Annotated in this window: 21 protein-coding genes and 1 tRNA gene; 8 read left to right on the top strand and 14 right to left on the bottom strand. The window is 62.2% G+C overall.

Annotated features, from left to right (window positions below):
* The first annotated feature begins 118 nt into the window (after positions 1-118).
* The gene (locus tag LB524_RS25905; RefSeq protein WP_224531112.1) at positions 119-565 is read left to right on the top strand and encodes a hypothetical protein; all 447 of its coding nucleotides are present in this window, start codon (positions 119-121) and stop codon (positions 563-565) included.
* Positions 566-695: 130 nt separating this feature from the next.
* Here the strand turns inward: LB524_RS25905 and LB524_RS25900 are convergent, their stop codons facing one another.
* The 6 genes from LB524_RS25900 to LB524_RS25875 all read right to left on the bottom strand — a co-directional run bounded on the left by LB524_RS25900 (position 696) and on the right by LB524_RS25875 (position 8537).
* Positions 696-4484, bottom strand: coding sequence for a vitamin B12-dependent ribonucleotide reductase (locus LB524_RS25900; RefSeq protein WP_224531111.1), 3789 nt, complete (start codon positions 4482-4484; stop codon positions 696-698).
* A gap of 674 nt (positions 4485-5158) precedes the next feature.
* Positions 5159-5470 (bottom strand): PilZ domain-containing protein, encoded by a 312-nt coding sequence (locus LB524_RS25895; protein WP_015318086.1) that lies wholly within the window; start codon positions 5468-5470, stop codon positions 5159-5161.
* Positions 5471-5561: 91 nt separating this feature from the next.
* Complete coding sequence (locus tag LB524_RS25890; protein WP_015318085.1) at positions 5562-6050, bottom strand: NUDIX hydrolase; 489 nt, start codon at positions 6048-6050, stop codon at positions 5562-5564.
* Between the two features lie 211 nt (positions 6051-6261).
* The gene (gene gpt / locus LB524_RS25885; protein WP_015318084.1) at positions 6262-6762 is read right to left on the bottom strand and encodes a xanthine phosphoribosyltransferase; all 501 of its coding nucleotides are present in this window, start codon (positions 6760-6762) and stop codon (positions 6262-6264) included.
* Between the two features lie 115 nt (positions 6763-6877).
* Positions 6878-7711, bottom strand: a complete 834-nt coding sequence (locus tag LB524_RS25880; RefSeq protein ID WP_140616951.1) for a universal stress protein — start codon at positions 7709-7711, stop codon at positions 6878-6880.
* Positions 7712-7793: 82 nt separating this feature from the next.
* The gene (locus tag LB524_RS25875) at positions 7794-8537 is read right to left on the bottom strand and encodes a competence/damage-inducible protein A (protein ID WP_140823593.1); all 744 of its coding nucleotides are present in this window, start codon (positions 8535-8537) and stop codon (positions 7794-7796) included.
* 364 nt (positions 8538-8901) lie between these two features.
* Between LB524_RS25875 and LB524_RS25870 the strand changes: the two genes are divergently transcribed.
* Positions 8902-9186: a hypothetical protein gene (locus LB524_RS25870; protein WP_224531109.1), complete on the top strand. Its 285-nt coding sequence runs from the start codon at positions 8902-8904 to the stop codon at positions 9184-9186.
* A gap of 70 nt (positions 9187-9256) precedes the next feature.
* On the opposite strand, the gene LB524_RS25865 is transcribed toward LB524_RS25870, so the two are convergent.
* From LB524_RS25865 to LB524_RS25855, 3 genes are all read right to left on the bottom strand, one after another.
* Complete coding sequence (locus LB524_RS25865; RefSeq protein WP_015318080.1) at positions 9257-9496, bottom strand: DUF2188 domain-containing protein; 240 nt, start codon at positions 9494-9496, stop codon at positions 9257-9259.
* 29 nt (positions 9497-9525) lie between these two features.
* On the bottom strand, positions 9526-9804 hold the full coding sequence (locus tag LB524_RS25860) for a DUF982 domain-containing protein (protein WP_032935880.1): 279 nt from the start codon (positions 9802-9804) through the stop codon (positions 9526-9528).
* 109 nt (positions 9805-9913) lie between these two features.
* Positions 9914-11017: an NADH:flavin oxidoreductase/NADH oxidase gene (locus LB524_RS25855; protein WP_224531107.1), complete on the bottom strand. Its 1104-nt coding sequence runs from the start codon at positions 11015-11017 to the stop codon at positions 9914-9916.
* A 155-nt stretch (positions 11018-11172) separates the two neighbouring features.
* Between LB524_RS25855 and LB524_RS25850 the strand changes: the two genes are divergently transcribed.
* Positions 11173-11751, top strand: coding sequence for an NUDIX domain-containing protein (locus tag LB524_RS25850; RefSeq protein WP_023773121.1), 579 nt, complete (start codon positions 11173-11175; stop codon positions 11749-11751).
* 22 nt (positions 11752-11773) lie between these two features.
* Here the strand turns inward: LB524_RS25850 and LB524_RS25845 are convergent, their stop codons facing one another.
* The gene (locus LB524_RS25845) at positions 11774-12313 is read right to left on the bottom strand and encodes a J domain-containing protein (protein WP_015318076.1); all 540 of its coding nucleotides are present in this window, start codon (positions 12311-12313) and stop codon (positions 11774-11776) included.
* A 210-nt stretch (positions 12314-12523) separates the two neighbouring features.
* Here LB524_RS25845 and LB524_RS25840 point away from each other — a divergent pair, with 210 nt between their 5' ends.
* The 3 genes from LB524_RS25840 to LB524_RS25830 all read left to right on the top strand — a co-directional run bounded on the left by LB524_RS25840 (position 12524) and on the right by LB524_RS25830 (position 14651).
* Positions 12524-12811, top strand: a complete 288-nt coding sequence (locus LB524_RS25840) for a PilZ domain-containing protein (protein WP_140720594.1) — start codon at positions 12524-12526, stop codon at positions 12809-12811.
* Positions 12812-12978: 167 nt separating this feature from the next.
* Complete coding sequence (locus LB524_RS25835) at positions 12979-13698, top strand: carbonic anhydrase (RefSeq protein ID WP_224531106.1); 720 nt, start codon at positions 12979-12981, stop codon at positions 13696-13698.
* Between the two features lie 197 nt (positions 13699-13895).
* Complete coding sequence (locus LB524_RS25830; RefSeq protein ID WP_015318073.1) at positions 13896-14651, top strand: DUF4239 domain-containing protein; 756 nt, start codon at positions 13896-13898, stop codon at positions 14649-14651.
* Between the two features lie 78 nt (positions 14652-14729).
* Here the strand turns inward: LB524_RS25830 and LB524_RS25825 are convergent.
* Positions 14730-14815, bottom strand: a tRNA-Leu gene (locus LB524_RS25825).
* 283 nt (positions 14816-15098) lie between these two features.
* Entirely contained in the window at positions 15099-15761 is a 663-nt protein-coding gene (locus LB524_RS25820; RefSeq protein WP_140665560.1) for an outer membrane protein, read from the bottom strand.
* 187 nt (positions 15762-15948) lie between these two features.
* Between LB524_RS25820 and LB524_RS25815 the strand changes: the two genes are divergently transcribed.
* Together LB524_RS25815 and ade are read left to right on the top strand one after the other, a co-directional pair.
* Positions 15949-16326, top strand: coding sequence for a SecDF P1 head subdomain-containing protein (locus LB524_RS25815; protein ID WP_140665558.1), 378 nt, complete (start codon positions 15949-15951; stop codon positions 16324-16326).
* 84 nt (positions 16327-16410) lie between these two features.
* Positions 16411-18228 (top strand): adenine deaminase, encoded by a 1818-nt coding sequence (gene ade, locus LB524_RS25810; RefSeq protein WP_224531105.1) that lies wholly within the window; start codon positions 16411-16413, stop codon positions 18226-18228.
* 24 nt (positions 18229-18252) lie between these two features.
* On the opposite strand, the gene LB524_RS25805 is transcribed toward ade, so the two are convergent.
* Both LB524_RS25805 and LB524_RS25800 read right to left on the bottom strand, forming a co-directional pair.
* A complete protein-coding gene (locus tag LB524_RS25805; protein ID WP_224531103.1) occupies positions 18253-19413 on the bottom strand; it encodes an alpha/beta hydrolase in 1161 nt (386 codons plus the stop codon).
* Positions 19414-19555: 142 nt separating this feature from the next.
* Positions 19556-20629 (bottom strand): alpha/beta hydrolase, encoded by a 1074-nt coding sequence (locus LB524_RS25800; RefSeq protein WP_083883249.1) that lies wholly within the window; start codon positions 20627-20629, stop codon positions 19556-19558.
* Positions 20630-20743: the final 114 nt, after the last annotated feature.

Raw genomic sequence — 20743 nt, 5'->3', positions numbered from 1 at the left:
CTGGCAGGCTATATTCGCGGAAGATTAGTGATGATCTGCCTCTAGGCAGTGAGTTCATAAACGCCGAACGGCCCAAGATGAAATTGAAAGCAGACGATGAGCTTGCTATTCTCCAAACATGAAGCATGACCGCCTTTGCGCAATCGCTCACAACTTCGCTGACTCAATGGCAAGTGGGCTGGGTTTTGTTGTCGGCTTCTGCCAAACCGAGGTGTTCGAAGAGGCTGCGATCAGCCCAGGTGGAGTAATCGAGATCGACTTCCTGCGTGGACGTGTTGTTAGAGGTCGCGCTTCGCAACGGTTGGAAAGCGCCGCGATCACATTCGGGCAAGCCTTCCCCGACTTCTGCAAGAAAAACGGCGCCGAAGCGACTGATTTTCAGAGCTTCCTAGCCGCGTTTGATGCCAGAGGAGAATGGCGCCGTGCGATGCTGACCGTTGTAGACAGCAAGGGCCGCCGTTCACTTACAGAGTATGGCGGCGTCCCGTTGAAGCGGTTGAGAGTTCTGGACACTCTGGGCCGTATACGTCGAAAAACAAGGCAGATCGAAAAGGCGGGCCAATAGCAAACGTCGTAAACGGGATCGATTTCCCGATTGGGGCTTTCAAGTTGTCCCGTATGCCGCTTTCAACGACGCCGAAATCCAGAGTTGTCGGCGTCGTTGCATTTACGACCTTTGGGCTCGAACAAACCCCTCAGCTGCACCCGCTCGTGGCACCGCAAGTATCGCACTTCTCGCAAGTCCCGTTCCTTACCATCGTAAAGTTCTGGCATTCGGAGCAGGAATTGCCGGTGTAGCCCTGCAGCAGCGACTTGGCGCGGCGGTCGGCGGCGAGTTTCTTCGCTTCGGCCGCTTCATGGGCCGCCGTATCGGTGAACAGCGCCGCAGTGGTATCGGTCGAGGCATCGGAGGCCGCTTCCTCGAAGGCGATGTCTTCCGCCAATTCCCTAGCCCGCTCCTCATAGTCGCGCTTGTAGGCGACCGCCTCGTCGGTTGCGGGCTTCAGCGCCAGCACGTTGGAGCCGGAGAAAGCTGTCGGCGCCGAGCGGGCAGGGGTGCCGGAGCCGGCAAAGCCCTTCGGCTCGCCTGCCCTCGAGACCAGCTTCACCGGCGAACCGCGGGTCAGACCCTTGGAGACGGCGTCGGTCTTGCCTTCGCTGATGCCACGGCCGAGTGCGGTGTTGGAGAAATCCGACTGGTCGACATGGGCGAGATCGTTGCGGCCGAGATACGAAATGGCCAGCTCACGGAACACATAGTCGAGGATCGACGTCGCGCTCTTGATGGCATCGTTGCCGATGACCATGCCGGCCGGCTCGAACTTGGTGAAGGTGAAGGCGTGCACATATTCGTCGAGCGGCACGCCATACTGCAGGCCAAGCGAGATCGCGATGGCGAAGTTGTTGAGAAGGCCACGCAGGGTGGCACCCTCCTTGTTCATGTCGATGAAGATCTCGCCGAGACGCCCATCGTCATATTCGCCGGTGCGCAGGAAGATGGTGTTGCCGCCGATCTTGGCCTTCTGCGTATAACCCTTGCGGCGGCCGGGCAGCTTTTCCTGCTCGCGCGACACGCGTTCGATGATGCGTTCGACGATGCGCTCGGTGATCTGCGCCGCGCGCGCCGCAGCCGGTGCCTGGATCAGCTGTTCGATCGCCTCGTCCTCGTCTTCCTCGCCATCGGCGAGCAGCGAGGCATTGAGCGGCTGCGACAGCTTCGAGCCGTCGCGGTAGAGCGCGTTGGCCTTCAGCGCGAGCTTCCACGACAGCATGTAGGCGCTCTTGGCATCCTCCACCGTCGCGTCGTTCGGCATGTTGATGGTCTTGGAGATGGCGCCGGAAATGAAGGGCTGTGCCGCCGCCATCATCTGGATGTGGCTGTTGATCGACAGCGAGCGCTTGCCGATCTTGCCGCAGGGGCTGGCGCAGTCGAACACGGGGAGGTGTTCGGCCTTGAGGAAGGGCGCGCCCTCCAGCGTCATCGCACCGCAGACATGGATGTTGGCGGCCTCGATGTCCTTCCTGGAGAACCCCAGCGCCGGCAGCATTTCGAACGAGAAGTCGTTGAGCTGCTCGTCGGTGAAACCGAAGGTCTCCTTCACCCAGTCGGCGCCGAGCGTCCACTGGTTGAAGACGAACTTGATGTCGAAGGCCGACTTCAGCGCCGCGTTGAGCGCCGCGATCTTGTCGTCGGTGAAGCCCTTGGCCTTGAGCGAGCCGGGGTTGACGGCCGGCGCCTGGTTGAGATTGCCGTGGCCGACGGCATAGGCCTCGATCTCGGCGATCTGGCTCTCGGAATAGCCCAGCGTGCGAAGCGCTTCCGGCACGGCGCGGTTGATGATCTTGAAATAGCCGCCGCCGGCGAGCTTCTTGAACTTCACCAGGGCGAAGTCGGGCTCGATACCGGTGGTGTCGCAATCCATGACCAGGCCTATCGTGCCGGTCGGCGCGATCACGGTTGCCTGTGCGTTGCGGTAGCCATGCTCCTCGCCGAGTTCGATGGCGCGGTCCCAGGCGGCCTTGGCATGGATGGCCAGATCCTGCTGCTTCAGGTCCGATGCAACGAGAGGCACAGGATTGACGGCCAGCTTCTCGTAGCCGTCCTTGTCGCCATAGGCGGCGCGGCGATGATTGCGCATGACGCGCAGCATGTTCTGGGCGTTGCGGTCATAGTCCGGGAAGGCGCCGAGCTCGGAGGCCATCTCGGCCGAGGTGGAGTAGGCGACGCCGGTCATGATGGCGGTCAGCGCGGCACAGATGGCGCGGCCCTCGTCGGAATCGTAGGGAATGCCCGAGGTCATCAGCAGGCCGCCAATATTGGCGTAGCCGAGGCCCAGCGTGCGGTAGTCGTAGGAGAGCTTGGCGATCTCCTTCGACGGGAACTGCGCCATCATGACGGAGATTTCCAGCACCATGGTCCACAGCCGCACGGTGTGCTCGTAGGCTGCGATATCGATGGTGCCGTCGGTGTTGCGGTAGGGCAGCAGGTTGATCGAGGCGAGATTGCAGGCCGTGTCGTCGAGGAACATGTATTCCGAGCACGGGTTGGAGGCCCGGATCGCACCGGCCGAAGCGCAGGTGTGCCAGTCGTTCATCGTGGTGTTGAAGTGCAGGCCGGGATCAGCCGACGCCCAGGCGGCGTAGCCGATCTTTTCCCAGAGGTCCCGCGCCTTCAGTGTCTTCAAGACCTTGCCGTCCTTGCGGGCGGTCAGGTGCCAGTCTGCGTCCTCTTCAACGGCGCGCAGGAAATTGTCCTTCAGCGACACCGAATTGTTGGAGTTCTGGCCCGAAACGGTGAGATAAGCGTCAGAATCCCAGTCGGTGTCGTAGGTCTTGAACGACATCGAGGTGTAGCCCTGCTTGGCGAACTGGATGACGCGGTAGATGTAGTTTTCCGGCACAGCCGATTTCTTGGCCAACTTGATTTCGCGCTTCAGCGCCGTGTTGATGGCCGGATCGAAGCAGTCGTTGTCATGGCCTTCGCAGTTCACGCAGGCCTTCATGATCGCTTCGAGATGCTTCTTGACGATCTTGGAGCCGGTCACCAGCGAGGCGACCTTCTGCTCTTCATTGACCTTCCAGTCGATAAATTCCTCGATATCGGGGTGGTCGGCGTCGACGATGACCATTTTCGCCGCTCGGCGCGTCGTGCCGCCCGACTTGATGGCGCCAGCGGCGCGGTCGCCGATCTTGAGGAAGCTCATCAGGCCGGACGAGCGGCCGCCGCCGGACAGCTTTTCGCCTTCGCCGCGCAGCAGCGAGAAGTTCGAGCCGGTGCCGGAGCCATATTTGAACAGGCGCGCCTCGCGCACCCACAGATCCATGATGCCGCCCTCGTTGACGAGGTCGTCCTGCACGCCCTGGATGAAGCAGGCATGCGGCTGCGGATGCTCGTAGGAGGATTTCGACTTGGTCAGCTTGCCGGTGAACGGGTCGACATAGAAGTGACCCTGGCTCGGACCGTCTATGCCATAGGCCCAGTGCAGGCCGGTGTTGAACCATTGCGGCGAGTTCGGCGCGACGCGCTGGGTCGCCAGCATATAGGCAAGCTCGTCACGGAAGGCGCGCGCGTCTTCCTCTGACGCCTTGAAGTAGCCGCCCTTCCAGCCCCAATAGGTCCAGGTGCCGGCCAGCCGGTCGAAGACCTGGCGGGCGTCGATCTCGGAGCCGTAGCGCTCGGCCTCGGGAAGCTTGGCGAGTTCGGCTTCGTCGGCGACGGAACGCCACAGGAAAGAGGGGACGTCGTTCTCCTCGACCTTCTTCAGGCGCGCGGGAACGCCGGCCTTGCGGAAATATTTCTGAGCCAGGATGTCGGCGGCGACCTGGGAAAACTGCGCAGGCACATCGATGTTGTCCAGGCGGAACACCACCGAGCCATCCGGATTCTTGATCTCGGAAAGCGCCTTGCGGAATTCGATCTCCGCATAAGCGGCCCCTTCTTGGCCTGCATGTCCTGGCTTGGTGAAACGACGCTCGATGCGCATTGGTCCGGTCCCTTTTGTCTACATATAGCGCTTTCATCAGGGGATTTCTGCCCCAAAAGACGAAACGCGCAGTCCGCCGTTTGCCGGCATTGCGAACAATGCCGGCATCTCCTCTTCGCAGACTCGGCCACGCTCACGACAATACGCCTTGCCAGGCATCTGCCGAGGCTGCCAACCGGCCCGCGGGCCCCTCAAAACTGAATTTTTCGATTCCCTCACTCGAGGGAATTTCACACTATCTAGCGTCGAACTTAGCTGCAAACACTAAATATAGTATTAACAGACAATTTATTCCAGTCCGACAATTCTCCCTTTCGTCGCCCACCCAACCCACGATCCCAACGCTTCCGCCGGCCTCGTAAACAGGCGGAAATGCGGGCAAAACGCACATAATCCGGGAAAAAGACCGGGCTCAGAACTTTCCGGTCGCGCTCTCAACAGGAGCGCATGGCCTATAAAAGGCGACTCGTTTCGAGCCGTCAAGGATTCGTTTGCGTAGCTTTTGTGACCCCAACATCTTGTGTGTCACACATGTGGATAACGGGGATAGAGTCGACCCGCCGTCGGCCATCTGCCCGGCGGTAAGCCGGTGCGATCGTTGGCCAGTGGCACGGGCGCTGCGAAACATTTGCTGGGATGCCGCAAAAAAGCCAGCCAAGCCGGTGAGCCGGGCCTCAGCCGTAGTGTAGCTTCGGCTTGGGTTCGGTCCCGTTGAACTGTACGCCGATCCGGTCGCTGCGGCGCCAGCGGACCTCGCAGCGATAGGCGACGCCGTCGAGCGGTATGTAGAGAAGGAAATGATCGGGAACCCTGGCTTCGGCCGGTAACTTCAGTTCGGCGCCGCCCGCATGCTGGTTGCGCACCGTACAGGCGACTTCGGAATTCTGGATCCCCGTGATGACTGTTCCACCTTTGAGCACGCGCGGACGATGCTCGCGCTGCGGCTCGCCGGGGTCGTGCTGAAGTGGGTCTGCGGGATTCGCCATCGATCAAACGCCAGGAACGATCGATCCTAACCACCAAAAATTAGCAAACCCTTGCGGCACAAGGTTGTGCGTCTGCCGCGAAAGGCGCCGATCAGGAGAACCTGCGTGGGTCGGCACAGAAATAGGCGATGATCTGGCAAAGGTCGGGTTCATTGACCATGCGCACGGCTTCGCTGGAACTGACCCATTTGCGGGTGCGGGAGTGCTTTTCCTTCCAGCGGTCCGCGATCTTGTCGACGTGCAGTGGGAACACCAGAACCTCGCAAGGCACTTCTTCGCCCGAAGCCAGCACCTTGGCATAGAAATAGCGGCCGGCTTCGAGATGAGAGATGTTTCCGCGCAAACCGGCTTCCTCGGCGGCCTCGCGGGCGGCCGCTTCGCAGAGCGGCTCCCTGGCTTCCGGCCAGCCTTTTGGAAGCACCCAGCGGCCAGTATCACGGCTGGTGATCAACATGACCTCGACGCCGTTCCCGACATCGCGCCAGGGCAGGGCGGCAACCTGCAGACGGCACGGCGCCGTGCCGAAGAGTCGCCTGACCCTTTCAGCAAGGTGGTTGTGCGTCGTTGGCCGTGTCAACATCGGAGAAGCTAGCCCCAGCCTCCAGAATCGTTTGCCGTCTCATGAATCTTACGGCTAATTGTGACCAATAAAAGTAAAAACTTCGGTCACGCTGGCTGATTTCCACCAACAAGGGTCGATTTCACAGGATATCTTGGCGGCGGGTGCCTCCGCGCAAGCAAATATTGGCCGTCGGCGCTGGCTTGATTGGAAAAAAGCAGCTTGCCGCGAATCAGCCGGCGTGATCGTCGGCGATTGGCTTCTGATAGGTGAAACCCATGTCCCAAGGGAAATAGATCCAGGTGTCCTGGCTGACCTCGGTGACGAACGTATCGACCAGCGGCCGGCCTTTCGGCTTGGCGTAGACGGTCGCGAAATGGGCCTTCGGCATCATTGCCCGCACGATGCCGGCGGTCTTGCCGGTGTCGGTCAGGTCGTCGACGATCAGCACGCCGGCGCCATCGTCGGCCAGCAAGGCCGGTGTGATCTCCTTCAGCACCTGCAACTGCCCTTGGCTGGTGTAGTCGTGATAAGAGGCGACACAGACCGTCTCGATCACGCGGATGCCGAGTTCGCGCGAAATGATCGCCGCCGGGACCAGGCCGCCACGCGTGATGCAGACGATAGCCTTCCACTGACCTTTGCTGGTGCCGGCAAGCCGCCAGGCAAGTGCGCGCGCGTCGCGATGGAACTGGTCCCAGGAGACCGGGAAGGCTTTTTCGGGAAGGGACATGTCTCGCGCACTCCACGGCACGCGGCGGCCGCGTGCAAGAAACAGGGGAATGCGCGCGGAATTAACTGGAAACCCCCGGACTTGGCAAGGGTGGCCGGCAGCAATCGCTGTGGACTTATCGCGACAGGAAGGCCGCGACCTGTGCCGAGCGCAGCACCGTGCGTGTTACCCCGCCGAACAGCAGCTGGCGCAGCCAGGAGTGGCTGTAGGCGCCAAGCACCAGCAGATCGGCGCCGGTCTCGGTGATCCTGTTCTGGATTATGTCGTCGACCGAGGTGCCGCCCGATTTCTGCACCGAGACGCTAACGGTGGCGCCGTGGCGCGACAGGGCCGACGCGATTTCGGCGCCCGCGGCCTCCGGGCGCTCGTCGAGCGTATCGGGCGGATCGATGACCAGTATGTCGGTTTTCTCAGCCTCGATGATGAAAGGCAAGGCATCGAAGGCGGCGCGCGCGGCCTCCTTGCTGCCGTTCCAGGCAAGCAGCACGCGTTTGAAGGTGGTGACCAGCGGACCCCCACTCGGCACCACCAGCACCGGCCGGCCGGCGTCGTAGACAAGCGTATCGACGTCGGCGCTCGGATCGCCGCCGGTCTCACGTTGGGCGGCGATGATGAGATCGGCGGCGCGCACGCTTGAGATGCCGGTCAGTGCGCTGTCGCCGGAGAAGCTCTCCAGGCTGCGCCATTCGAAGGAAAGGCCGGAATCCTCGATCCGCTTCAGGAAGACAGCCTGGAGTTTGTCGGCCCGCTCCCGGTTCATGTCGGCGGAAACCTGCAGGAACTCCGTATCGGGAAAGCCCGTCGCCGACGTGTAGGGCACCGGGAGCGCCTCGGCATGGATGCCGATCAGATGGCTCTCGAAGCGGCTGGCAAGCGGAATGGCGCAGTCGAGCACCCGCTCGGCGTCCTGCTCGTTCTGCAGAATGGCAACGATGGTCTTGAAACGCATGATGACCCCTCGATCGTGCGAGCGACGAGCCTCGCGCCATGGAAACGCTGGAGCGTCGTTCTTGGTTCCGGTTTGCAGCGGATCAGCTCGCCTCAGCCGCGAAGCCTGCCACCATGGCCTCGACGTCGGCGCGCGCGGCTTCAAGCGCCTCCGCGCTGCGGGCACGAACGACCAGTTCGGTCCAGAACTTGCCGTCGCCATACTTGGGGTAGGAGCCGATGATCGTATCCGGATGGGCTTTCTGGATCTCGCCCAATGGCCCGCCGACAAGGCCCTCGCCGAACGGACAGTGCACCGTGGCCGACAGCATTTTGGTGCCGGCTCTCAAGGTCGGCACGACATTGTCGAGCATGGCCTGGAAGATCGAGGGCACGCCGGCCATGACATGGACGTTGCCAATGCGGAATCCGGGCGCCACGGAGACGGGGTTGTCGATATGGTCGGCGCCGCGCGGCATCCGCGCCATGCGCTTGCGTGCCTCCGTGTATTCGATGCCGCGCGCGGCATAGCTCGCCTCCAGCAGGGCATAGGCCTTGGCATCGTATTCGCAAGGCACGCCGAACGCCTTGGCGATCGAATCGGCTGTGATGTCGTCATGCGTCGGGCCGATGCCGCCGGTGGTGAAGACATAGGTATAGCGCGCGCGCACGGCATTCACCGCCGCGACGATCTCGTCTTCCTCGTCGGGAACAATGCGTACCTCCTTCAGGTCGATGCCGATCGCCGTCATGATATCGGCGAGATGGCCGATGTTCTTGTCCTTGGTGCGGCCGGACAGAATCTCATCGCCGATGACGAGCATGGCGGCAGTGACGATTTCAGGCATGGAACGCTCCGGCAGGACGGGTCGCCTGAAATAGCGCGGCGGATGGGCGGCGGCAATGCCGTCCAAAGGCGAACGATCCGACACGTCCACCACACCTGCATTGCAGTACCAAGCGCGGCTTGACCAGGATGGGAACAAGCCCTTCCGGATTGTCCTCGGTCGCGGAGGGCGACCAAGGCCGAGGTGGTGCCGCAATCCGTCGCGCCCGAACAGGTCACAGCCTTCGAGCGCATGGCGGCACGCGCTTTTGTCACCCGACATCACCGCCACTTCACGAGAATTTCAGGGAACCATTCGGCTGACGGTCAGGTTTACCCCGTGTCGCATCCCAAGGCGGCCAAGATCAAGATACGGAGTAAAATCAATGTACAGGAAACTTTTCGCAGCATCCGTCCTGACGATCGGTCTCGCCACATCGGCGATGGCCCAATCGTCGGACGCTACCTATTCCAACCATCACAATTGGTGGCTGTTCGGCAATGAGGATTCGTCGGCCATCGACCAGAGCACCACTGGCAGCATCAACGCCGACGGCTCTGGATTGAGCACCCTTGGCAACCCCGGCCCGACCGGGCCTTGTGCCTCAAGCACGCCAGGCCCCGATGCGAACGCTCAGGGCAACGTCAACGATCAGTATTGCGGCAAGTAAATAGGCAGCCGCGTATTGCCTGCCGCGGGACGCCGTCTCTCCTGGCGTCCGCGGCTGGCGCAGGGCTGGATCAATCCGAGATTTCAGTCTGGGGCCGATCGCGGCCGTCGGCCAGTTCCTCGTGCCATTTGCCCTCGGCGTCCTCATACTGGATACCATCGGTGGAACCCGCCACCTGCTGTTCGGCCGAAGCGATCTCGGCGGCGCGCAATGCATCCTGATGGGTGGGAAATGTCTCCGAGAAGGTCGCACCGACCTTGTAGGCCCAGCCACCGTCATGCTCGACGATCTTGTAAGTCAGCTTCGCCATCAAAACCTCCAGTTAAAAGGTCCGCCTGCTCAATGCAGCCGGTCGTCGGGCAGCTTGTCGTCGGGCACCAGCACTTCCGATTCCCTGGCCGCCTCGATCAGTGCCCGGCGCGCTTCCGCTGTCGAACGATAACCTTCCAGCACTTTGAGGCAAGTGTCGAGGGCATCACGATGACGAGGCCCGCGATTGAGCGGCCACACCGTCATCAAGCACTCGGCCGCCTCCTGGGTCGAGCGGATATGGCGATATTTGCCGACATGGCCAAGCTCGACCACGACCGGCGTTTCAAAGGGTTTGTTGTCCATCATCATGGCCGCAACGCAAAGCAGCCAATTTGGTTGCAAAAGTGGCCTTCGGCCTGCGCCCAAAGGTCGCGACGCCGTTGCGCAAGCGCGCCGGCGTCGGGAGAAATGGCGATCAGCCGGCGGCCTTCATCCAATGTTCCATCGTCGTCACCGAGCGGGCGAGCTGCGGCGCCGGATGAATCTTTTCGCTGAACGTGGCGGCCGCACGCCATCCCCAGCGCGGATCGGCGAGGAAGGCTCGCGCCAGCGCCACCATGTCGGCGCGACCCTCGGCGATAACAGCCTCGGCCTGTTTCGGGTCGTCGATCAGGCCGACCGCCCGGGTCGGGATGCCCGCGCCCTTGCGCACGGCTTCGGCCAGATGCACCTGATAGCCGGGGCCGGTGGGTAATTTCTGCAATGGCGAATTGCCGCCGCTCGAGCAGCAGAGATAGGCGATGCCTTCGGCCTTCAGCGCTTTCGCCACCTCGACCGCGTCCGCGACGTCAAAGCCGCCATCGACCCAGTCCTTCACCGACAGCCGTGCGCCGAGCATCAGTTTCGGCGCGGCTTTCTTCACCGCCCTGGCGATCTCGACGACGAGACGCATCCGGTTTTCCAGCGAGCCACCCCAGCGATCCGTGCGCTGGTTGGACAGCGGCGACAGGAACTGGAAGATGAGGTAGCCATGCGCCGCATGCAGTTCGATGAAGTCGAAACCGGCACGGTCGGCCCGCCTTGCGGCGTCCGCGAACCGCTCGACGAGCTGCAGGATTTCCTCGTCGTCCAGGGCGCGCGGCACGTTCCAGCCGGCGTCGTAGGCGAGGGCCGAGGCCGAGACGGTCTGCCAGGGATCCTCGTTTGGCTGCAACGGGCCGCCGCCTTCCCAAGGCTTGCGGTTCGAGGCCTTGCGGCCGGCATGCGCCAGCTGCGTGCCGAACTTAGTGCCGGGTGCGGCCACGCGCTTGGCCGCATCCAGCGCGCGCCTCGCGGCGGCTTCATTGTCTTCGGAATAGAGGCCGAGACAGCCATGGCTGATGCGCCCGCGCCGCTCGACGTCGGTCATCTCCACCGTGACCATGCCGGCACCGGACATGGCAAGGTTCATCCAGTGGTAAAGATGCCAGTCGCTGGCCGAGCCGTCCTCGGCGGAATACTGGCACATCGGCGCCACGGCGATGCGGTTGGGGAAGGTGAGCCCATCGAGGGTGATCGGCTGGAAAAGCGATGTCGTCATGCAAAAACTCCGGGAAGGGGAATGCGCTATCTAGGCGACGGCACCCGTCCATACCACACACGAGACGGTGAAGCGCGCGCTGGACCAATCGCCGGATTGCGCCTGTTCCGCTTCGCGGCTACGCCTGCGTCCGCCAGCCAGCATCGAGGTGTCATATGGAAGACCGCGTTCGTATCCGCTCGGAAGAGGTTCTCTCCGACGACTGGGCGGTCCTGAAAAAGACCGTGCTCGACTATCGCCGGCGTGACGGTCAATGGGAGACGCAGGTCCGCCAGACCTATGATCGCGGCGACGGCGCGGTGATCCTGCCCTATGACCCCCAGCGTTCGACTGTGCTTCTGGTGCGCCAGTTCCGTTATCCCGCCTATGTCACCGGCCACCGCGAGCCGCTGATCGAGGCCTGCGCCGGCTTGCTGGACGAAAACGATCCGGAAACCGCCATCCGCAAGGAAGCCGAGGAAGAACTGGGTTACCGGTTGAAGGACATCGAGCGGCTGTTTTCGCCTTATATGAGCCCGGGCAGCGTCACCGAGCGGCTCTGGTTCTTCGTCGCGCGCTACTCGCCCGCCGACCGCATCTCGGCCGGCGGCGGCGCTCCGGAGGAGGGCGAGGACATCGAGGTCCTGGAAATGCCGCTCGACGAAGCGCTGGCCGGCATCGCCGATGGCCGCATTGTCGATGCCAAGACCATCATCCTGATCCAGCACCTGAAGCTGAATCCGGTGACGGCTTGATCAGAGACCGAGCGATCTCAATTCAGCCCGCGTGACCCAACAGTCGGGTGGTGGCCGCGTCACGATGATGTTCGGAATTAACGCGATCGACGCCTTCGACGGTTATGGCGAACGTACCGTTTTCCGTCCTGGCTATCCAGCCCTTCGCTTTCAGATACCAGAGGTGAAACTCGAGGTGCTCTTGCGGACAGCCTGACATTCGTTCGAGTTCTTCGTCGCCTATCCCGGGATGATTGACGTCCTGCCGGCGTTTTACATACAGCAGTGACAGCACTTTGGCTTGAATGACGGAATCTCGATCGAAGCCCTTTGTGTTGCTCGCCTCGTCGGTCAGCTCGGCCCGGTGGTTCAAATGCGCCTTGTACTGAATGTCGTACTGCGCACGCTTGACCGGATCCTTGAGCGTGTTGTGAGCCTCAAGAATATCGCTGAAGCGTGACTCGTTCCCAGTGACTTGGTTGTCGGGGTGGTAGCGCATGGCAAAATGCCGAAAAATGCGTTCTATCGTTTCCGAATTGGCATTCGGACTGATTTCCAGCATTTCGTAGAAGTCGATGAACATACCTGGCTTCCCCCATGCCATTTTCGCCGTTTGTGTCTCACCGTCAGGTGACAATTTTGGCGACGACCATAGAGTATATATTTCACGATCTACTAATGTGCCGAGCGTACAAAGGGTCAGATACACGAATTAAGCGAAAACGTCAGACCTTTGCGTCCTGAGCTGCAGACCTTGGTCTGGTAGCATTTCGCTCGTCGGAGGCGGCTTGCCATGACCGATAAACCTTCTGAACCTCCAGTAGAGCGTCGAACGCACTTACGCGAGGTGGTTTTGAAGGAGGCGTTCATAATCACGCAGGATGGCGAAATAGGCTGCGCCGTCAGAAACCAGCATGAGCATGGCGCCGAGTTGCGTGTCGCTGTGGGGGTTGAAGTGCCAAATACCTTCCGGCTGCGCGTGCCGTTGGACGGTGCGACTTATCGAGCGGAAGTGCGCTGGAGAAAGGGCGAGCGACTGGGCATCCAGATCCACGGCAATTTCTCGCTGAAGGTCACCTAAAGGCGGTAAGTCGGTTGATACGAGGGCACCCAGCACTGCGTTGCCGGTGGCTTTCGTCGTCTCGCATCCCGCCGCCATCTCATCAATCCTGACGTTGTCGCCGATCGCTTGCTATATATTAGAGCAAGCGCATATTATGCCTTGGGGACTAGGGCGGGGAATTGAGAATGTGCTACACCTGTGATGGCAAAGCGGTCGACCGGAGGGATTTCCTCAAAGTCGGCGCGGGGCTCGTTGCGTTCGGCGTTGGTGGGGCCACATGGTCGGCGCGTGCGGCCCAGGGTGCGGTGACCGCGCTGAGCCTCGATGACGCGCTCGCCGCACTGAAATCCGGCAACGAACGCTACGTCGGTCACCCGGAACTCTGCTCGATAGACCTTGCCGCGCAGCGGAATGCTGTTGCCGCACACCAGGCGCCCTGGGCCACGATCATCAGTTGCGCCGACAGTCGCGTTCCGCCTGAACTGATTTTCGGCGGTCACGGCGTTGGAGAACTGTTCGTCGCCCGGAATGCTGGCAACCTCGTCGACACCGCCACACTCGGTACGGTCGAATACGGGGCAGCGGTGCTCGGCTCACCCTTGATCGTCGTTCTCGCGCACACAAACTGCGGCGCCGTCAAGGCGGCGTGCGACGTAGTGGCCAAGAACGCGACCTATCCTGGCGCGATCGGTCCGATGATCGAACCGATCCTGCCCGCGGCGATAGCAGCGCGGAGCGAAGCGGGTGATTTCGTCGACAACACCGCCAAGGAAAGCGCACGGAGGACCGCGAGGCGACTGGCCGCCTCGAGCAAGGTGCTGGCCGGCCTCATCAAGGCGGGGAAGCTGAAGATAGTCGCGGCAATCTATGACTTGCAAACGGGTGCGGTGACTTACATCGAATGACACACCCGTCATCGAGATCGAAGGCTCTGGGGGCCTCGATGCGTCGGGGTCTGGCTTCGCTTGCCTTCCGGGGCGGTGACGGCCGCAATATCGGCCACAAGGGCCGCAGCAGGCGTTCGGCAGGGCGCAAGGACGCGCCGGAGTAGTGATGGCGGTCATCAACTGACGCCTTGCCATTGCCAATCGGAATGAGCGGCATGCGCGAAGCTTTCATCGCAATGGTAATCTTCCTATGCCTGACGGTGGCCGCGCTCGCCAGCACGGCGATATGGCCAAAATTGCCGGCCAAACATCGTGACGACGACACGAACACCGTGGTTCGGCACGCCGCGAACCTGTTCGGGGTCATGACCTCGCTGATGCTCGGCCTGATGATCAACTCGGCCAGGAACACCTTCGAATCGATCGACCGCAACGTGCACGCCTATGCGACCGAATTGATCCTTCTCGACAGGACCTTGCGCCAATATGGCCCGCAAACCGACACGGTACGCCAGCCGCTGGTCGTCTATGTGCAGCGTGTGGCGGGTGATTCTTCGCCCACCAGCGAGACGCTGGTCGCCGCCAACCGGCTCTCTGAGCAGTTGCTGGCGGAAATCGGCACCCGGCTGAGTGCGCTGGCGCCGACCGACGATGCGCATGGCTTCATTGTGCAGGACGCCCGCCAGCATTTGCAGAAAGTGCTGGAGTTGCGCTGGGTGCTGATCGAGCAGTCGGAGGGCACGATTCCGGTGCCTCTGATCACGCTCCTGGTCACCTGGCTGGTGCTGATTTTCGCCAGCTTCGGCTTCAGGGCGCCACGCAATACGATCACCGTTTCGACCTACGCGGCATCGGCGGCTTTGGTTGCCGGGGCGATCTACCTGATCTTCGACATGGACGTGGCTTTTTCCGGCCCGATCCAGATTTCAATGGCCCCGATGGAGAGGGCGCTGTCCGAGTTACAGCAGTGATCCGCAGCAGTGGCACGCGGCTAAATGATGCTGCGGCGGTTCAACAGAGAAAATCAAAACAAATCTGAAGACTTTTTCTGGTGCGGACGACGGGAATCGAACCCGTACGATCAGAGATCGAGGGATTTTAAGTCCCTTGCGTCTACCAATTCCGCCACGTCCGCAGGCACGTCCTTTTCAGATGCCAGACACAGCCCGTCAAGTCGTGTTCTGCGGTGGCCGAACGCGCACCCAGAGGAGGTGGCATAACGATACTGGCGCGATCGCGGAATTATCCGCGCCGCGGGCATCGGTAAATATCTGCGTGGCGGATCTGATCCGCCTAGGCCGGCGCCTCTCAGGCCAACCCATCCCCCCGCCCACTTGGGGGCGCCGGCCGCCTCCTTTCCAGCAAGTAGCCGCCGCCGTTGTAAACCTAGGCCGTAAACGGCACCCGTGGAACTGCGTTCAGAATTTGTAGCTGAGATTGATGCCGACCGTGTTCAGTTTCACGCTCTGATCGCGGTCGTTGAAGGGGGCTGGTGCCTCGTGGTTCTCTGAGCCGAAGTCGTAGTAGCGATATTGCGCGCCGACGACGAACTTGTCTGTCAGCGCGTAGTCGACGCCTGCGCCCACGGTCCAGCCGACATTTGTGCCCGTGTTGTCGAACCCTGGCCCCAAGGTCTGCGACGTCTCGATGCCGGCAAAGGCAATGCCGCCGATGCCATAGACCAGCAGGCGGTCCATGGCGAAGCCGGCCTTGGCGTTGACCGACCCGAACCATTTGATGTCGGCGCCAAATGTATCTCCCAGGCCCGATTGCGCCGTGCCGTCGACCGAGGAATAGTTGAGGTCCGCCTCGGCGCCCAGCACTGCCTGATCAAACTGCCAGAGGCCGGCGACATGGCCGCCGACGAACCCGCCACCGACGTCCGGCGTGATGGAAAACGGCGCGCCTTCCGTCGTGGTGATCTCGGAGCGGCCCCAGCCATATCCTGCCTGCAGGCCCGCATAGTAGCCGGTCCAGTCGAAGCCAGGCGCGGTCATCGGCACATCGACTGTCGCGTCGGCAGCAAATGCCGGCAAGGACAGGGCAAGAAGACCGGCACTTGCGACCATCAGGCGATGCATCGAACTCCCCGAGAAGAGTCATAGATCCCAGGTCGGAGCCTAACCTGATTTGCGGCAGAACGGAATCGGATTTCTGCAAACGCGGTTAGCGTCCTCGCGGGTCTCAAGGAGTTGGCGGGTAGCGTCCTGCCGCGATTGCGGTGGCGCGCGCCTCGTGCGAAACACCGCCATCGTGAGAGGATCCTTCATGCGCATCTTGTTCCGCTTGGTCGCGGCCGTCGCGGCGGTGGTGCTGGTCGGTCAGGCCGCCGTGGCCGAACCGCTGACGCTTATCACTGCCAAGGCCGTGGCCGTTCCCGATTCTGTTTCGGGGCAGGCCATGCTCAGCCTGAAGCTCACTCCCGACAGCGGCAAAGCCTTTGCCAGGTTTACGGGGGCAAATGTCGGCAAGATTGTCGATCTCAGCATCGACGGCGCCGTGGTGATGTCGCCGCGCATCGTGGAGCCGATACGCGGCGGCGAAATCATGGTCAGCGGCACGTTCAAGGGCGGCGAGGTCGAGCGTATCGCCGAGCGGATTTCAGCCGGCGACGCCAAGGTCGAAGTCGACGTGAAACCCGGGTAATCCGGCAATCTCCAGGCAAATCCATTCTTCCTCGCTGGCCAAAACGCCGTCGGCTTGGCACAGTCGGACAAACAGGAGTCTTTGATGATCAGGAAGCCGCCCGTCCGCGCGACAAAACCCAAACCGTGGACCGAAATGGCGACCGATCTGGTCGATGTCGCGATGGGCCGCAAACCCGCCGATCTGGTCATCCGCAACGGGCGCTGGGTGAACGTCCATTCGGGCGAGATCATCGCCGGCACCGACATCGCCATATCAGGCGGCCGCTTCGCCTATTGCGGGCCGAATGCCAGCCACACGATCGGGCAGGGCACCAAGGTGGCCGACGCCGGCGGCCGCTACCTCGTGCCCGGCCTTTGTGATGCCCACATGCATGTCGAGAGCGGCATGGTGACGGTCACCGAATTCTGCCGCGCCGTCATCCCGCACGGCACCACCTCGATGTTCATCGATCCGCATGAGATCGCCAATGTGCTGGGCCTGCCAGGCGTGCGGCTGATGCATGACGAGGCGGTGGCGATGCCCATCAACGTGCATGTGCAGATGCCGTCCTGCGTGCCGTCGGCACCGGGGCTGGAGCATGCCGGCGCCGAGCTGACGGTCGCCGATGTCGCGGAAGCAATGACCTGGGAAAACATCATCGGGCTCGGCGAAGTGATGAATTTCCCCGGCGTCGCCGCCAACGATCCCGTCATGTCGGGCGAGATCGCCGCCACGGTTCAGGCTGGCAAGACGGTTGGCGGCCACTATGCCTCGCGTGACCTTGGCTTGCCGTTCCATGGCTACGTCGCCGGCGGCCCAGAGGACGACCACGAAGGCACGCGGGCCGAGGATGCCATCGCGCGCGTGCGCCAGGGCATGAAGGCGATGCTGCGGCTGGGCTCGGCATGGTACGACGTTGCCTCTCAGATCAAGGCGGTGACGGAGAGCGGCATTGATCCGCGCAATTTCATCCTCTGCACCGACGACAGCCACTCCGGCACTCTTGTCCAGGACGGCCACATGGACCGGGTGGTGCGCCACGCCATCCAGCAGGGGCTGAAGCCGGTGACCGCGATCCAGATGGCAACGCTCAACACCGCTCAGCATTTCAAACTGGAACGCGAGATCGGTTCGATCGCGCCGGGGCGGTTGGCCGACCTGCTGGTCGTCTCCGATCTCGCCGCAATGAGCATCGACGAGGTCTATGCGCGCGGCGTCAGGCTGGCCAAGGGCGGCAAGCTGGACATCGATATCCCGGCCTATGATTATCCGAAGACGGCGAAGAACACCGTCAAGTTGGGCAAGAAACTGAAGGCCGGCGATTTCGATATCGCGGCACCCAAGGGCGCCAACGAGGTGCGGGTGCGGGTGATCGGCGTCATCGAGAACCAGGCACCGACGCGGGCCCTGGAGGCCGATCTGCCGGTCGAGGACGGGCTGGTCGCGATGGACCGCCGCAACGACGTCTGTCAGATCGCGTTGGTCGAACGGCACAGGGCCACGGGTGGCGTCACCAATGCCTTCGTCTCCGGTTTCGGTTACATGGCCGACTGCGCCATGGCCTCCAGCGTCGCCCATGACGCCCATCACATCATCTGCGTTGGCACCAACAAGCAGGACATGGCGCTGGCCGTGAACCGACTGGGCGAAGTCGGCGGCGGGGTCGTGCTGTTCTCCAGGGGCAAGGAACTGGCGCTGGTCGAAATGCCGATCGCCGGACTGATGTCGGACGAGCGGGCCGAGATCGTCGCCGCCAAGGCCGAGAAACTGACCGAGGCGATGCGCAAGATGGGTTGTTCCCTGAACAATGCCTACATGCAGCACTCGCTGCTGGCGCTGGTGGTCATTCCCGAGCTCAGGATTTCCGACGTCGGCCTGATCGACGTGACGACGTTCCAGAAGGTCGATCTGTTCGTCTGAGACCAGCCGTCCGCTCGTGGCTGCTCACCCGCCGGTGGCGATGGTCAGCACCTTGAACGGCGTCGTGATGATGACTTCTGCGGCGGAGCCGACGACCTTTCCCAGGCCCTGACCGATATTGGCGAGCTGTGCCGGGTTCTCGTCCGCGGCGAGCCCGGCCGGCGTGCGCAGCCGGTCGCCCAGCAATTGCAGCAGGAACGGGTTGTCGGCGAATTTCGCGTGGTTGAGGCCGCCGTCACCGCCTTTCGTTTTGGTCAGATCGACCACCGACACGCCATAGGAGGCGAGATCGGCGGCATCGCCATAGTCGCCGACGCGCGGTTTGTCGCCGGAGATGAACGAGGACAATTTGAGCGCCCGGTCGTCGCCCGAAAGCAGCACGGCGAACGGCTTGTTGGGTTTGCCATAACGGATCATCTGCTTCTTGAACACGTCGACATCGATGTCCGGTGAGGCAAGGATGACATAACCCAGTTTGCCGCCGAGATCGCGGTCGCCGGTGATGGCAAGTTGGCGCAGCGCCTCCATCGTCAGCCAGGTTCCCATCGAATGGGCGATGATGTCGATGCTCTTGACGCGCGTCTTGCCGAGCATCCTGAGCGTTGCCTCGAGATCGTCCCGGGCGGCGGTGGAACTGTCCTTGTCGTAGATGTATCCCGTCGTCTTGGCGCTCGACGCCCATGAGAACAGCACCGGAGTGCCCGGATATTTGGTGTCGTGGGCGATCTGCGTCAGCCGGTAGATGCCGTCGTCGAAACCATTGTTGAAGCCATGCACGAAAACCAGCGCCCGGTCGCCGCGCATGGCGATGTCGGCGCCGACCGCCTTGGCGAATTGCGGCGCGCCTTCGTAGAAGGTGACGTCCGTGGCCGCAAAATCCTTGGCCGGATTGCTGTTGGCGGAACCCTTGGCGCGCTCGATGTTGCCGACCTGATGGCTCTTCGGAACCGTGACATCGACCCGCGCGAAACTGGTGGTCAGGGAACGGTCGCCGTCGAAGACCTGTCGCGGGTCCTTCACCGCTTTCTGGCGGGTGGTGGCGACAAATATCTCATGGGTGGCCGCAATATCGGATGCCGGTACGGTGACCGTCGTCTTGTTGAGCAGATCATGCGTATTTCCGGCGCAGCCAGCGACCAGCAGCGCGAACGCGACGACACCGAAACTCTTCAAGCCCAAGGCCACGCGTCGGCTCCCGCATAGGGGGACGTCAAACGCATGACGTCGCTCGATACTCGATAAGGCCAGAGGCGGGCGCGGTCCAGTTCAAAGTGAGCCGATCGTTCGGCGATGCTGAACAGGCACGGCGAAATCCGCTGCGCCGCATCTACTGCCCAAGCAGGCTGATGCGGTCGGTCACGTCCCGGTCGCTGGCGAAACCATCGTCCTCGCGCAGCCGCTGGCCGATCATCTTCACCAGTGCCGGATTGTCGGCGAATTTCGTGTGGTTGAAGCTGTCGCTGCCCTTGACCTTGGAGAGATCGACGACCGTCACGCCATAGGAGGCAAGGTCCGCGGCATCCTTGTAGTCGCCGACGCGTGGGCGCGAGCCGGCGATCAGGCCGGACAATCTCAGCGCGCGATCGTCATCAGACAACAGCAGGATGAACGGCTTGTCGGGCTTGCCATAGCGGCGCATCTGGCTCTTGAACACATCGACGTCGATGTCGGGAGAGGCGAGCACCACGTCGCCGAGCTTGCCGCCGAGGTCGCGGTCACCGGTGATGGCGAGCTGGCGCAGTGTCTCCATCGTCACCCAGGTTCCCATCGAATGGGCGACGATGTCGATGCGCCGCGCGCCGCTCTGCGCCAGCATGCGCAACGTCACTTCGAGCTGGTCGCGGGCGGCACTGGCACTTTCCTTGTCATAGACATAGTCGGTGGTCTTGGCTCCCGAGGCCCACGAGAACAGCACCGGCGTTCCCGGATAACCGGAATCGTGGACGATCTGGGTCAAGCGGTAGACGGCGTCGTCGAAGCCGGTGTTGTAGCCGTGGACGAAGACCATGACGCGGCCGCCGCGTGCCGCTATGTCGGCGCTGAGCGCGCTGGCGAATTTCGGCTGCGTGTCGTAGCCGACGACTTCGGAAGCCATGAAATACTTGGCCGGATCGTTCGATTTGCCGCGTGAGCGCCGCTCGATCTGCCCGGTCTGGTGGAGACCGGGAACGGTGACGTTGACGCGGGCGTAGTTCAGCGTCGCCGAGCGTTCGCCGTCGAAAACCTTGTTTGGATCGTCGGAGGCCTTACGGGTCGTGGCAATGAAGATCGAGTGGTTGCCCGCGATTTCCGTTACCGGCGCGGACATGACCGCGCTGCCGAGCAGTTCCTCGGTTTTGCGGCCGCCGCAGCCCGCCACCAGCAGCGCAAGCGCAAGAATGCAAATCGTCTTCAAATGCACGTCAAAAATCCACTCGAGCCCAAAAAGGGCCAATCCACCCTCCGCGATATCTCCCCAGCAGGCGAAGTGCGGCGGAAGTAAGTCGTGTCCAGCCAAAATGCGGTCGGCGCCTCG

Source organism: Mesorhizobium sp. ESP6-5, assembly GCF_020164695.1.
Lineage (GTDB): Bacteria > Pseudomonadota > Alphaproteobacteria > Rhizobiales > Rhizobiaceae > Mesorhizobium > Mesorhizobium australicum.
Note: the sequence above shows the minus strand (reverse complement) of the source record. Positions and strands in the feature narration are given on the sequence as shown.